The sequence below is a fragment of the Nocardia neocaledoniensis genome, from assembly GCF_003182135.1.
Taxonomy (GTDB): Bacteria; Actinomycetota; Actinomycetes; order Mycobacteriales; family Mycobacteriaceae; genus Nocardia; species Nocardia neocaledoniensis.
The window spans coordinates 1-13,595 of the sequence record NZ_QGTL01000023.1; the positions used below are offsets into that span (position 1 = coordinate 1).

General features: G+C 71.4%; 11 protein-coding genes and 1 rRNA gene. 4 read left to right on the forward strand and 8 right to left on the reverse strand.

The window, feature by feature from the left end; genetic code table 11:
• The 5 genes from DFR69_RS33410 to DFR69_RS33430 all read right to left on the reverse strand — a co-directional run.
• Positions 1–87: ribosomal RNA gene (locus DFR69_RS33410) — 16S ribosomal RNA — on the reverse strand; the annotation flags it as partial.
• A gap of 422 nt (positions 88–509) precedes the next feature.
• The gene (gene bioD / locus DFR69_RS33415; RefSeq protein WP_110041699.1) at positions 510–1,202 is read right to left on the reverse strand and encodes a dethiobiotin synthase; all 693 of its coding nucleotides are present in this window, start codon (positions 1,200–1,202) and stop codon (positions 510–512) included.
• On the reverse strand, positions 1,199–2,347 hold the full coding sequence (locus DFR69_RS33420; RefSeq protein WP_244198595.1) for an 8-amino-7-oxononanoate synthase: 1,149 nt from the start codon (positions 2,345–2,347) through the stop codon (positions 1,199–1,201). The genes bioD and DFR69_RS33420 overlap by 4 nt, the downstream gene beginning before the upstream one ends.
• A 32-nt stretch (positions 2,348–2,379) precedes the next feature.
• A complete protein-coding gene (locus tag DFR69_RS33425; protein ID WP_110041701.1) occupies positions 2,380–3,657 on the reverse strand; it encodes an adenosylmethionine--8-amino-7-oxononanoate transaminase in 1,278 nt (425 codons plus the stop codon).
• Positions 3,658–3,717: 60 nt separating this feature from the next.
• The gene (locus DFR69_RS33430; RefSeq protein ID WP_244198596.1) at positions 3,718–4,167 is read right to left on the reverse strand and encodes a MarR family winged helix-turn-helix transcriptional regulator; all 450 of its coding nucleotides are present in this window, start codon (positions 4,165–4,167) and stop codon (positions 3,718–3,720) included.
• 34 nt (positions 4,168–4,201) lie between these two features.
• Between DFR69_RS33430 and DFR69_RS33435 the strand changes: the two genes are divergently transcribed.
• From DFR69_RS33435 to treY, 3 genes are read left to right on the forward strand one after another with little or no spacing between them, the layout of a single operon-like run.
• On the forward strand, positions 4,202–4,759 hold the full coding sequence (locus tag DFR69_RS33435) for a cupin domain-containing protein (protein ID WP_110041703.1): 558 nt from the start codon (positions 4,202–4,204) through the stop codon (positions 4,757–4,759).
• Positions 4,760–4,816: 57 nt separating this feature from the next.
• A complete protein-coding gene (gene glgX, locus DFR69_RS33440; RefSeq protein WP_110041704.1) occupies positions 4,817–6,937 on the forward strand; it encodes a glycogen debranching protein GlgX in 2,121 nt (706 codons plus the stop codon).
• Positions 6,938–6,945: 8 nt separating this feature from the next.
• Positions 6,946–9,366 (forward strand): malto-oligosyltrehalose synthase, encoded by a 2,421-nt coding sequence (treY, locus tag DFR69_RS33445; RefSeq protein WP_244198597.1) that lies wholly within the window; start codon positions 6,946–6,948, stop codon positions 9,364–9,366.
• A gap of 61 nt (positions 9,367–9,427) precedes the next feature.
• Here treY and DFR69_RS33450 read toward each other — a convergent pair whose 3' ends face one another.
• Complete coding sequence (locus tag DFR69_RS33450) at positions 9,428–9,844, reverse strand: hypothetical protein (protein WP_110041705.1); 417 nt, start codon at positions 9,842–9,844, stop codon at positions 9,428–9,430.
• Between the two features lie 29 nt (positions 9,845–9,873).
• A complete protein-coding gene (locus tag DFR69_RS33455) occupies positions 9,874–10,230 on the reverse strand; it encodes a nuclear transport factor 2 family protein (protein WP_110041706.1) in 357 nt (118 codons plus the stop codon).
• Between the two features lie 148 nt (positions 10,231–10,378).
• On the opposite strand from DFR69_RS33455, the gene DFR69_RS33460 reads away from it, so the two are divergent.
• Complete coding sequence (locus tag DFR69_RS33460) at positions 10,379–13,351, forward strand: helix-turn-helix transcriptional regulator (protein WP_110041707.1); 2,973 nt, start codon at positions 10,379–10,381, stop codon at positions 13,349–13,351.
• Here the strand turns inward: DFR69_RS33460 and DFR69_RS33465 are convergent.
• A complete protein-coding gene (locus tag DFR69_RS33465; RefSeq protein ID WP_110041708.1) occupies positions 13,340–13,555 on the reverse strand; it encodes a hypothetical protein in 216 nt (71 codons plus the stop codon). The two genes, DFR69_RS33460 and DFR69_RS33465, sit on opposite strands and share 12 nt — an antisense overlap.
• Positions 13,556–13,595: the final 40 nt, after the last annotated feature.

Sequence of the window (13,595 nt, forward strand, 5' to 3'; positions counted from 1 at the left end):
GTACCCCGAAGGGCCTTACCGCTCGACTTGCATGTGTTAAGCACGCCGCCAGCGTTCGTCCTGAGCCAGGATCAAACTCTCCGTTGAAGACTCTCGAAACACTCCCAAAAGGAGCGAATCAGAAAAATCAAAAGACTAGAGTCCGAAAACCTAGCATTGCCGAACACCAGCAAAAGATTCGCTGTTGTTCAAATGTCCACTCCTCAACCGGGGGGTATGAGAAGCGGAACCAATAATAATATTGGCACTGACATTCATCGACACACTATTGAGTTCTCAAAGAACACACGCACAAGCCTCTACCCGCAACTTTCGAAGGGGATTCAGCAGGGCAAGGGTTCCAACTGTAGCGCAGGGATTCCGCCGAAGCAAGTTCGAGGGGAAGTTACCCTGCACACAAGATCAGCCAGGCGCTCATCGTCCAACCTCGTTTTCCCTAGTACCTCGGTACCGGGTCGGTGTCCGTGTCGCTCTGACTCGAAGAAAGTTACGCACCGAAGATCATGAAGTCAAATCGCCTGGTCAGAGGCGGTGTTCGGCAGCCAGTCGGCGGCGAACCAGCCCGGTGCCGCGGCGGTGAACCGCTCGCGCTCCCAGCTGCCCGCCCCGGCGGGGACGGAGCCGAGGAGCCGGGTCTCGGTGACCCGGGGCAGGTCGTCACGGTTGCAGCGCGCGGCGAGGTCGGGTTCGACGGGCCAGGAGCCGATGACCAGCCCGGCGCACGGCACCCCCGCGGCGGCGAGGGCTCGGGTGGTGAGTTCGCTGTGGTTGAGCGTGCCGAGCCCGGCGGCGGCCACGATCAGGACCGGCGCCCCGAGTTTCCGCGCCAGGTCGAGCAGGGTGAACTCGCCCATCCGGACCAGCAGTCCCCCGGCGCCTTCGACCAGCACGAGATCGGCGTCGCGCAGTCCGTCGACGGCGGCGACGGTCTCGTCCAGCGTCAGCAGCGGCAGGTCCGCGCGGCGGGCGGCGGTGTCGGGCGCGAGTGGTTCCGGGTATCGGGCCAGTTCGAGGGTGCGGGTGACGCCGGAGAGCCGGGTGATCTCGGCGAGGTCGCCCGGTTCGCCCGGGGCCATGCCGGTCTGGGCGGGTTTGCACACCGCGACGGACCGGCCGGCGGCGCGGGCGGCGGCGGCCAGCGCGGCGGTGACGACGGTCTTGCCGACGTCGGTGGAGGTGCCGCTGATCAGCAGGATGCTCATGCGGTCACCGGCTGTCGCGCGTCGGCGAGGACTTCACGCAGCACCTCGGCGATCGTGTCGAGCTCGGCGGGGGTGAGGTTCGCGCGCGCTGTCAGGCGCAGGCGCGATGTCCCCTCGGGGACCGACGGGGGGCGGAAGCAGCCGACGTCGAGGCCGCGGGCGCGGCAGGCCTGGGCGGCGTCGAAGGCGAGTTGGGCGTCGCCGAGCACCACCGAGACGACGGCGGAGTCGGGCTCCGGCACACCGGCGATGCGGGCGATGTCGGCGGCCCGGTCCAGGACCCGCGACGCCATCGTGGGATCGCGACGGAGCAGGCCGAGCGCGGCGCGGGCCGCGCCGACCGCGGCGGGGGCCAGACCGGTGTCGAAGATGAACGTGCGGGCGGCGTCGACCAGGTGGTCACGGATCCGGGCGTCGGCGAGCACCACGCCGCCCTGGGCCGCGAACGCCTTGGACAGCGTGGCGGTGACGACGAGGTCCGGCTCGCCCGCCAGGCCCAGTTCGTGCACCAGACCGCGGCCACCCCGGCCGCGCACCCCGAGCCCGTGGGCCTCGTCGACGACCAGGACCGCGCCCGCGGCCCGGCACACCCGGTGCAGGTCGGCGAGGGGGGCGAGGTCGCCGTCGGCGCTGAACACCGAATCGGTGAGCACGAGCGCGCGTTCCTCGGACCGGGCGGCGAGCAGCCGCTCGACCGCGTCGACGTCACGATGCGGGGCGATCTCGACCCTGGCGCGGGAGAGTCTGCACGCGTCGACCAGGGAGGCGTGACTGCCGGCGTCGGACACGACGAGGGTGCCGCGACCGGCCAGCGCGGTGACGGCGCCCAGGTTCGCGGCATAGCCGGAGGCGAACACCAATCCGGCTTCCGCGCCGACGAATTCGGCCAGCTCGGCCTCGAGCAGCGTGTGCTCGGCGGTGGTTCCGGTCACCAGGCGCGAGCCGGTGGACCCGGCACCCCACCGGCGGACGGCGGCGACCGCGCCCTCGACGACCTCGGGATGGCGCACCAGGCCGAGGTAGTCGTTGGAGGCGAGGTCGATGGCGGGCGACTCGGGGGCGCGCGGCCGCAGGGTTCGGCGCAGTCCCGCGTCGACACGCTCGGCGGCGCGTTCGTCCAACCAGCTCAACGGATCGGTACTCACAGCTGAGGAGGATACTTGAACACCGTTCAGGGTCATCCGAGGGAGGCCTTCACCGCGGACCGGACGGCGCCGGTGATGGTGGCGATGTCGTCGGTGGAACTGATGAACGGCGGCATCGTGTAGATCAGATCGCGGAACGGGCGCAGCCAGGCGCCCGCGTCCACTGCGGCGGCCGTGGCGGCGCGCATGTCGACGGGACGGTCGAGCTGGACGACCCCGATCGCGCCGAGCACCCGCACATCGGCGACCCCGGGCAGGCCGGTCAGCGGTTCGAGCCCGGCCCGCAGCTCGGACTCGATCCGGGCCACCTCGCCGCGCCAGTCCCGCGAGCGCAGCAGTTCGAGGGAGGCGACCGCGACCGCGCAGGCCAGCGGGTTGCCCATGAAGGTGGGCCCGTGCATCAGTCCGCCGTGCGCGGTGCTGATCGTCTCGGCGATCGCGGTGGTGCACAGTGTGGCGGCCAGCGTGAGATAGCCGCCGGTCAGCGCCTTGCCGACACACATCACGTCGGGGGCCACGCCCGCGTGGTCGGCGGCGAAGAGGGTGCCGGTGCGGCCGAAGCCGGTCGCGATCTCGTCGAAGACGAGCAGGACGTCGTTCTCGTCGCAGAGGCGGCGCAGTTCGGTGAGATACCGCGGGTCGTGCCAGCGCATACCGCCTGCGCCTTGCACGACCGGCTCGACGATGACGGCGGCGAGTTCGTCTCGATGGGTGGCGACGGCGCGCTCGAGCTCGGCGACGTAGCCGGGTTCGAAGGTCGCGGGCGGCGCGGGGACGAAGATCTGTTCGGTGAGGACGTCGGTCCACAGCGCGTGCATGCCGCCCTCGGGATCGCACACGCTCATCGGGGTGAAGGTGTCGCCGTGGTAGCCACCCCGCCAGGTGAGCAGCCGGTGCTTGCCCGGCTTGCCGACCCCGCGCCAGTACTGCAGGCACATCTTCGCCGCGACCTCGACCGACACCGACCCGGAGTCGCAGAGGAACACCTTGTCCAGCCCGTCGGGGGTGAGTTCGACGAGGAGCTGGGTGAGCCGGGCGGCGGGTTCGTGGGTGAGGCCGCCGAACATCACGTGACTCATCCGCTGGGACTGCGCGAGCAGGGCGGCGTCGAGGACGGGGTGGCGGTAGCCGTGCACGGCGGCCCACCACGAGCTCATCCCGTCGACGAGCTCGCGACCGTCGGCGAGGGTGAGCCGGGTGCCCGCCGCGCTCGCGACGACCAGCGGTTCGGTGGTCGCGGGGAAGCCGCCGTACGGATGCCAGACATGGTCGGCATCGACGGCGCTGATCTGCTCGGGAGTCAGGTCCACAGGTGTCCTCGTCCTCGCCCGGTGCCGCCGCAACGGCGGCCTTGAACACCGTTCAAGTTATCACCTCTCACCCACTCCGGACAGGGCGGTGAGCACTCCGGGGACCCGGGCCAGCGCGGCGCGCATCTCGTCGAGCGTCGTACCGCCCAGCTCGGCGGCCAGTGCCGCCTCGATCCGGCGGATGTGGGCGGCGGCCACCGCGAGAGCCTCGATGCCCGCCGCGGTGGCGACGACCAGGCGGGCCCGCCGATCCACGGGGTCGGACCTGCGTTCCACGTAGCCGCTTCGTTCGAGATGGGTGACCAGCTCCCCCATCGACTGCTGGGTCATCCCCGCGGCGTCCGCGAGCGCGGTCACCCGCGAACCCGCGGGTTCCAGGTGGCGGAAGACGGCGTAGTGGGCGGGCCGCAGGTCGCCGCCGAGCGCGGCGCGCAGTCGCTCGTCGAGCGCGCGCTCGTACGAGTCCGTCGCCTGGACCAGGAGTTTCAGCAGCGTGGCGGGTCGATCCATTGACATATTATGAAGGTTACCTTTGTATATTGGTATGGCTGACATCGGTACCGTCCTCACCTTCCGCAACGGACACCGCGTGACACTGGTCGACCGGGGCGCTGACGAGCAGGGCGCGTACCTGCGGCTCGAGCACGTCCTCCCCGAGGTCGGGCGCGAGGCCGGGCCGCACTGGCACCCCGAGATCAGCGAGACCTGGACCGTCCGCGCCGGACGGGTGCGCTTCCGGATCGACGGCGCCGAGATGGTGGCCGAACCGGGCGACACCGTGACCGCGCCGCCCCGCGCGGTCCACGAGTTCTGGAACGAAGCGCCCGGCACGGTTCTGGACCATCTGATCCGGCCGCCCCTGCGACACTGGGCGATGTTCGAATTCTGGAGCGGCCTCGACACCTCCGGCCGGACGACGGCCGGCAAACTGCCGCGCAATCCGCTCGCGCTGGGGCTGTTGTGGGAGTACCAGGACGGTTACCTCGCCGGTCCGCCCGCGCCGCTGCAGCGGCTGGTGTTCGGCGGACTGGCCGCCCTGGCGCGGCGCACCGGCTACGCCCGGCGGCTGCGCGCCGCCACCGTCGCCGCCTGGCGGGGGTGACGAAGCACCCAGGACGGAGGCGCGCGGGCGGGGGTGGGGTTCCTCTACTGTCGTAGCATGTCGAGCCCGAACGACCGCTCCGGTGCGGGGACCCCACTGGGTGTGTGGCCGGGCACCGCGTATCCGCTCGGCGCCACCTACGACGGGGCCGGTACCAACTTCTCGGTGTTCTCCGAGGTCGCGACCCGGGTCGAGCTCTGTCTGATCGCCAAGGACGGGACCGAGACCAGGGTCGACCTGGACGAGGTCGACGGGTACGTCTGGCACGCCTACCTGCCCGCGATCACGCCGGGCCAGCGCTACGCCTTCCGCGTCCACGGGCCGTACGAGCCGGAGCTCGGCTTGCGCTGCGATCCCAGCAAGCTGCTGCTCGATCCCTACGGGAAGGCCTTCGACGGGCAGTTCGTCAACGATCCCTCGCTCTACACCTATGGACTGGATTCGCTGGGCCACACCATGACCGGCGTGGTGATCAACCCCTTCTTCGACTGGGGCGCCGACCGGCCGCCGAACCGCCCCTATCACGAGACGGTGATCTACGAGGCGCACGTCAAGGGCATGACGATGACGCATCCCGACATCCCCGAGGAGCTGCGCGGCACCTACGCGGGGCTGGCGCATCCGGCGATCATCGGGCACCTGAAGAGCCTCGGCGTCACCGCGATCGAGCTGATGCCGGTGCACCAGTTCTTCCACGATCACGTGCTCACCGATCAGGGGCTGCGCAACTACTGGGGCTACAACAGCGTCGGCTACCTGGCCCCGCACAACGAGTACTCGGCCCGCCCGCGTGGGGACGCGGCGGTGGCCGAGTTCAAGGCGATGGTCCGGGCTATGCACGCCGAGGGCATCGAGGTGATTCTCGATGTCGTCTACAACCACACCGGCGAGGGCAACCACCTCGGGCCGACGCTGAGCCTGCGCGGCATCGACAACGCCGCCTACTACCGGCTCGACGAGACCGAACCCGAGCTCTACCGCGATTACACCGGGACCGGAAACAGTCTCAACGTGCGCCATCCACACACGCTGCAGCTGATCATGGACTCGCTGCGCTACTGGATCCTGGACATGCACGTCGACGGCTTCCGGTTCGATCTGGCCGCCACCCTCGCCCGCGAACTGCACGATGTGGACCGGCTCTCCGCGTTCTTCGACCTCGTGCACCAGGACCCGGTGGTGAGTCAGGTCAAGCTCATCGCCGAGCCGTGGGACGTGGGCGAGGGCGGATATCAGGTGGGCAACTTCCCGAGCCTGTGGACCGAGTGGAACGGCAAGTACCGCGACACGGTGCGCGACTACTGGCGCGGTGAACCGGCGACGCTGGGCGAGTTCGCGTCTCGGCTCACCGGCTCGTCGGATCTGTACGAGCCGACCGGTCGGCGCCCGAGCGCCAGCATCAACTTCGTCACCGCGCACGACGGCTTCACGCTGCGGGATCTGGTGTCCTACAACGAGAAACACAACGACGCCAACGGCGAGGACAACCGCGACGGCGAGAGCCACAACCGGTCGTGGAACTGCGGCGTCGAAGGACCCACCGACGACCCCGAGATCCTGGCGCTGCGGGCGCGCCAGCAGCGCAACCTGCTGGCCACGCTGATCCTGAGCCAGGGCACGCCGATGCTGGCCCACGGTGACGAGATCGGACGCACCCAGCACGGCAACAACAATGTGTACTGCCAGGATTCGCCGCTGGCCTGGATGGACTGGTCGCTGGCCGAGACCAACGCCGACCTGCTCGCGTTCACCCGCTCGGTGATCGCGCTGCGCACCGAGCACCCGATCTTCCGGCGCCGCCGCTTCCTGGCCGCCGGCCCGGGCGACGGCGCCGAGCGCGGCCGCGAGATCGCCTGGTTCACCCCGTCGGGCGCGGAGATGACCACCGACGACTGGCACAGCGGCTTCGGCAAATCGCTGGCCGTGCTGCTCGACGGCGACGGCATCCCCGAACCGGGCCCGCGGGGGGAACGCATCACCGACGACTCGTTCCTGCTGTGCTTCAATGCGCACGACGAAGCGCTCGATTTCGTGTTGCCCGCGCCGGAGTTCGGTGCGGAATGGACTCTCGCCCTCGACTGCTCGACCCCCACCGGGGCGGCCGACGCGGTGTTCGCCGCGACGACCGCCCTGCCCGTCCCCAGCCGCTGCCTGCTCGTCCTGCGCCGAACCGCCTGACCGAAACGATGACCGAGACCGCCGTGACCGATCCGCTGACCCTGCTGCACCGCGCGCCCCTCCGGGCGAGCACGGTGCGCAGCACCTACCGGCTGCAGTTGCGGCCGGACGCGCTCACCTTCGCCGATGCCCGAGCGATCGCCGAATACCTGCAGCAGCTCGGGATCTCGCACCTGTACCTGTCGCCGATCCTCACCGCCGCGCACGGCTCGACGCACGGCTACGACGTCACCGACCCGACCACCGTCTCGGCCGCGCTCGGCGGGCCCACCGGGCTCAAGGCGCTCTCGGACGAGGTGCGCAGCCGGGGCATGGGGTTGATCGTGGACCTGGTGCCCAATCACGTGGGCGTGGGCGATCCGAAGCAGAACCCGTGGTGGTGGGACGTGCTGCGCAACGGCCGCGAGTCCAAGTACGCCAAGTTCTTCGACATCGACTGGAGCCAGGGCAACGGCGCGGGCGGCAGGCTGGCGCTGCCGGTGCTGATGAGCGAGAACGACCCGGCGGCGCTGACCGTCGACCGGTCGGGCCCGGAACCGATGCTGGCGCTGCACGATCTGCGCTTTCCGATCGCGCCGGGCACCGACGGCGACAACGCGCTGCGCATCCACGACCGCCAGCACTACCGGCTGGTGAGCTGGAAGGCCGGCGTGTGCACCTACCGGCGTTTCTTCGCGGTGAGCGGTCTGGCGGCGTTGCGGCAGGAGGACCCCGAGGTCTTCGAGGCGACCCATCGTGAGCTGGCGGCATGGTGTGAGCACGACCTGATCGACGGTGTGCGCGTGGACCACCCCGACGGCCTCTCCCATCCCAGCGCCTACCTCACCCGGTTGCGCCGGTTGATCGGCCCGCAGCGACTGCTGCTGGTGGAGAAGATCCTCGCCAATCGCGAGCCGCTGGACGCGACGCTGCCGGTCGACGGCACCACGGGGTACGACGCGCTCGCCGATGTCGGTGGCGTGCTGATCGATCCGTCCGGCGAGGCGACGCTGACCGAGTTGTCCCAGCACGTCGCCGGGCACGGCAGCGACCGGGCGTGGTTCGGCGAGACCGAACACCGCATCAAGCGCGCCGTCGCGGAAACCATTCTGGCGCCGGAGATCCGGCGGCTGGTCGCGGCGATCAAGCGCGACGGCAACGCGGGTAGTTTCGACACGCTCGCGGTGAGCAACGCGACCATCGAGGTGCTGGCGTTCATGCCGGTCTACCGGGTGGACTACGCGCCGCTGGCCGGGATCACCGCCGCGGTGGTCGCCGAGGTGGAGAAGCGCAACGCCGAACTCACCGCGCCGCTGTCGGTGCTGGTGACCGCGCTGGCCAAAGGCGGCGAGGCGGCGATCAGGTTCTCCCAGGTGTGCGGGGCGATCACCGCGAAGTCGGTCGAGGACACCATGTTTTACCAGGGCGCGCGCCTGGTGTCGCTGCAGGAGGTGGGTGGCAATCCGGCGCGGTTCGGCCACTCCGTCAACGACTTCCACCTGTCCAACAGCGAACGCTCGCAGCGCTGGCCCGCCACCATGACGACCCTGTCGACCCACGACACCAAGCGCGGTGAGGACGTGCGCGCCCGGATCGGGGTGTTGTCGCAGGTGGCCGAGCTGTGGTCGCAGCGGGTGCGCGGCTGGCTCGAGACCACCCCGGCGCCCGACGGCGCGACGGCACTGTTCCTGTTGCAGAACATGTTCGGGATCTGGCCCGCCGACGGCAGACCCGCGTCGTCGGTCCCAGGGCTGCGGGACCGGCTGCACCAGTTCGCGGAGAAGGCGATTCGCGAGGCGGGGGTGAAGACCTCCTGGGAGGAGCCGGACGCGCAGTTCGAGGCGGCGGTGCACGGCTGGCTGGACGCGGTGATCGACGGCCCGGTCGGCACCGGCATCGGCGATCTGGCCCACGAACTCGCCCCGCACGCGTGGTCGGACGCGGTGGCGCAGAAGCTGCTGCAGCTGTGCGGTCCCGGCATCCCCGACCTGTATCAGGGCACCGAGCTGTGGGAGGACTCGCTCGTCGACCCGGACAACCGGCGGCCGGTGAACTTCGCCGTCCGCGCGGGTCTGCTCCAATCCCTCACCGAGCCACCGACACTCGACACCACGGGCGCGGCGAAGATGTGGGTGGTCGCCTACGCGCTGTGGCTGCGCCGGGAGCGCCCTGAGTGCTTCGTCGGCGGGTCGTATCTGCCGATGTTCGCGGCCGGTGAGCACGCGCATCGGGTCGTCGCCTACGGCCGCGGGGCGGCCGGCGAGGACGTCGAGGTGATCGTGGTGGCGACCCGGCATTCGGTCGGCCTCGCGGCCACCGGCTGGCTCGACACGACACTGTCACTGCCGGAAGGCAATTGGACCGATCGGCTGACGGGTACCGCCTACTCGGGCGGCGTCAAGATGGAGAAGCTGTTCGCGCGGCTGCCGGTCGCGCTGCTGGTGCGCTGAGACCTGTTCCGCGACAGCGGAACGGGACCACGGTGCTCGTGGTCCCGTTCCGGTGCGATCGTCACGCGGTGCGCAGGCCGCGGTACTGCAGTGCGGCGAAACCGCCGACGGTGACCGCCTGCATCACCGCCCACACCGTGCCGACGGTGGTCAGGCTCAGCGCTCCGGTGAGCACGGCGGCGAGGCTGGCCACGACCCAGGCCGCGTTGCCGATCGCGACCGCGCCGGCCGCGGGCCGGGAGATCGGCGAGCGGAGACCGACCACCGCCACGGCGAGCCCGTAGGCGGTGAGGAAGGCGCCGATGGCGAGACCGGCGCGCACCTCGAGGCCGAGCAGACGCTCCAGCGGGTAGGCCAGCGCGAGGTAGGCCAGGCCGTTCACGCCGGTCACGACGGCGTCGAGGCGCAGCGACAGGCGCAGCAGGGGCTCGCCGGGCGCGAGCAGGGCGGACAGGCGGGACGGGGCGGTGGTGGTCATGGCGGATCTCCTGGTTCGGGCGGATGGGGTCAGGCGGAGGTGGGGACCTTGTCGAGGAAGCCGAAGACGCTGTCGATGCGGCCGTCGGTGAGGACGGCGACGTCGAAGCCGATCACCACCGGCTCGCCGTCGGCGGGGCCGAGGCCCCAGGTGAAGCGGACCTGGTCGTGGTGCGCGTCGACCGGTCCGGCCAGGCGGAAGGTCCAGTCGGGGAACTGGGCCTGCACGCCGGCGATGGCGGCCTCGAGTTCGGCGTGGCCGGTGACCGCGACCAGCGGGTCGACATAGCGGGCCTCGGGGGTGAACAGGCGGGCCACCGCGGCGCGGCGGTCGCTGGGCTCGCGGGTGTTCCATGCCTCCAGGTACTGCGCGACGACGGTGTTCATGGTGACCTCCGAAATAGGCTTTGAGCTGGTGTTTCGTGGGTTCGTTCCCGCTATGACTCCTACGGTATTTCGCCGCGGGGGCCTGCCGAATCAGTCGCCTATAGGTACTTTCGCGACGCGGTACCGGCACGGCGATACCGTGGTGCGCATGCTCTACGGACGTGAGGCCGAACAGGCCGTCATCGACGACCTGCTCGACGGTGCGCGCGCCGGGCGCAGCGGGGCCCTGGTGCTGCGGGGCGAGGCCGGGATCGGCAAGTCGGCGCTGCTGGACTACGCGGCGGCGCGCGGGATCACGGCGGTGCGGGGCGCGGGAATCGAGTCCGAGGCCGAATTGCCGTTCGCGGCACTGCATCTGCTGCTGCGGCCCGGGATGGCGCTGGTGCCGCGGCTGCCGCCGCGCCAGCGGGAGGCGCTGGAGTCGGCCTTCGGGCTCGGCGCGAGCGCGCCCGCGGACCGCATGCTGATCGGCCTCGCCGTGCTCACCCTGTTGGCCGAGGAGACGGCGGACGGTCCGCTGCTCGTGCTGATCGACGACGCGCACTGGCTGGACCGGGCCACCGCCGAGACGCTGCTGTTCGCCGCGCGCAGGCTCGACGCGGAGGGCGTGGTGATGCTGTTCGCCGCCCGCTCCGGGCCGGACGACTTCCCGGCGCCCGGCCTGCCGGAGTTGGCGCTGTCCGGCTTGCCCGCCGAGGCGTCGGCCGCCCTGCTCGACGCGGGAGCGACCGCGCTGTCGCCCACGGCGCGGTATCGGCTGCTGGTCGAAGCGGGCGGCAATCCGCTGGCGCTACTGGAACTTCCCTCGGTGCTCGGCGCGGTGGACGATCTCAATCCGCTGCCGTTGACGCAGCGATTGCAGCTGGCGTTCTACGGCAGGGTGGCCCGGTTGCCCGCCGCCACGCGCACGATGCTGCTGGTCGCGGCCGCGGCGGGCACCACGGACCTCGGCCCGATCCTGCGGGCCGCCGCCCGCCTCGGCGCGGCGCTGACCGATCTGCAACCCGCCGCCGACGCGGGGCTGGTGCGCACCGACGGGCAGGTGGTGACGTGGCGTCATCCACTCTCCCGCGCGGCCGTCTACCAGGGCTCGGCGCTCACCGATCGGCTGGCCGTCCATCACGCGCTCGCCGAGGCCATGACCGACCCCGACACCGCCGACCTGCGCGCGTGGCATCTGGCCAGTGCCGCAACGGGTTCCGACGAGCAGGCCGCCTCGGCCCTGGAGCACACCGCCGATCGGGCGCGGCGCCGCAACGGATTCCACGGCGCGGTCGCGGCCTACGATCGCGCCGCCGCCCTGAGCGCCGGCCGCGAAGCCCGCGTCCGCAGACTCGTCGCCGCCGCCGAAACCGCCACCGAGGCTGGGTTGTTCGAGCACGCGGCCCACCTCGCCGACCGCGCCGCCGCCCAGCTCGGGCGCACTGATCGGGCACCGGGCACCGGGGGACGCGCCACCACCGAACCCGGGCGTGCCGTGGGCGACAACGGTCGCACACCGAAGCAGGACGGCCCCGCGGCCTACGACTCGTCGAGCATCGGACTTCCCGGGTGCGCACCCAGCGAGGAGAACGCGGAATCCACGCGGACCACCGACTCCACCGGCAGCGTGGGCTCCGGGCGCGAGGCGGATCCGGGCGATGCGTTGTCACTGCGCTTGGAGCTGATCCGCGCCCAGGTCGAATTCGCGTCGGGGGCACCAGGTTCCGCACACCGTCGGCTGATGGCAGCTGCGCGTGCCAGCGCCCGGCAGCGCCCGACGTCCGCACGCACGCGAACACAGACGGCGCACGGGCGACCAGCGGACCCCGTCGACACCGACGGGCCCGCCCACTCCGTCGGCGGGCGAGTACCCGCGCAGATCGTGACGCGGGCGGTGCATACGGCGTGGTACCTCGGGCCGGCGGAGCTCGACGAGGTGGCCGAGCTGCTGGCCACCTCGGCACTGGACGAAGACGACCCGTTCACGCCGATCGCGCGCTACCTGACCGGGTCGCTGACCGGACGGCGCACGGTCGAGCTGCGCGAGGCCGCCGCGGCGGCCAGGGCCAACGGCGCCGACAGCCCGGCCGATCTCGTGCAGCTGTGCGGCAGCGGACTGGTGGTGGGTCAGGACGAGCAGGTGGGTGAACTGGCCGACGAGCTCATCGCCGAGAGCCGCGAGCAGGGCCGCCTCGCGCTGCTGGCGCCGCTGCTGTTCTTCCGCGCCGAGGCCGAGCTGTTCGGCGGACGGCCCGGCGCCAGTCGCGGCGCGGCCGAGGAGGGGGTGCGGATCGCCACCGATATCGGTCAGCCGCAGTGGATCAGCCAGCTCAGTGCGTTCCTGGCGTATCTGGCGGCGCTGCGCGGCGACGAGGCGGCCTGCCGCGAGCACGTCGACCGGACGACGGCCGAGGAGTTCGGTGGGGCGCGCGCGGCCGGTGCCCCGTGGGCGCACGCGGCGCTGGCGCTGCTGGCGCTCGGCGCGGGCAGGCTCGAGCAGGCGCGGGCCGAGCTCGAGCACATGACGGTGGAACCGGCCCGACATCATGTGAGCGGGTTGCGCAGCCTGGCCGATCAGATCGAGGTGGCGGCACGGCTCGGCGCACCGGCGGAGACGGCGATGGCGCAGCTCGCCGAGTGGTCGGCGCGGGCGGCGCAGCCGTGGATCGCCGCGCTGGTGGCCAGGGGGCGGGCACTGCTGGCCGAGGGCGCCGACGCGGAGCCGCATTTCCGGGACGCCCTGGTCGGCAACCGCCCGCTCGACGAGGGGCGCACCCGGCTGCTGTACGGCGAGTGGTTGCGCAGGGACAAGCGCAAAGCCGACGCGCGCACCCAGCTCGAGCTGGCACTCGCCCTGTTCGAGCGGCTCGGCGCGGCACCGTGGAGCGCGAGGGCGCGCACGGAACTGGCCGCGCTGGGAATCGGGGTCGACGCGCGGCCGAGCGCGGGCCCGCTGAGCGTGCTCACCCCGCAGGAGGCCCAGATCGTGCGGCTGGCCGCGCAGGGGTTGTCGAATCGGGAGATCGCGGCGCGTCTGGTGCTGAGTCACCGCACGGTCGGGCACCACCTGTACAAGGCGTATCCGAAACTGGGCGTGCTCTCGCGCGGGGAGCTGAGCTCGCTCGAGCTAGCGGAGTGAGTGCGCCCGGACGGCGCCGACGGTCCAGCGCGCGGTGGCGACCGCGGCCGCGACCAGCACGGCGGTCTGCGCCGAGCCGACGACGAGCAGCAGCAGGGCACCGACGACCAGCCCGGCGACCAGCGCCTCGAGCTTGTAGACCGGCCAGGCGCTGCCCGCGATGTCGACGGTCGCGCGCGCTGCCGAAGGGGTGACCACTGCCATGCACACAGGATAGGCGCATTCCGAAGTTCGGGCCACCGAA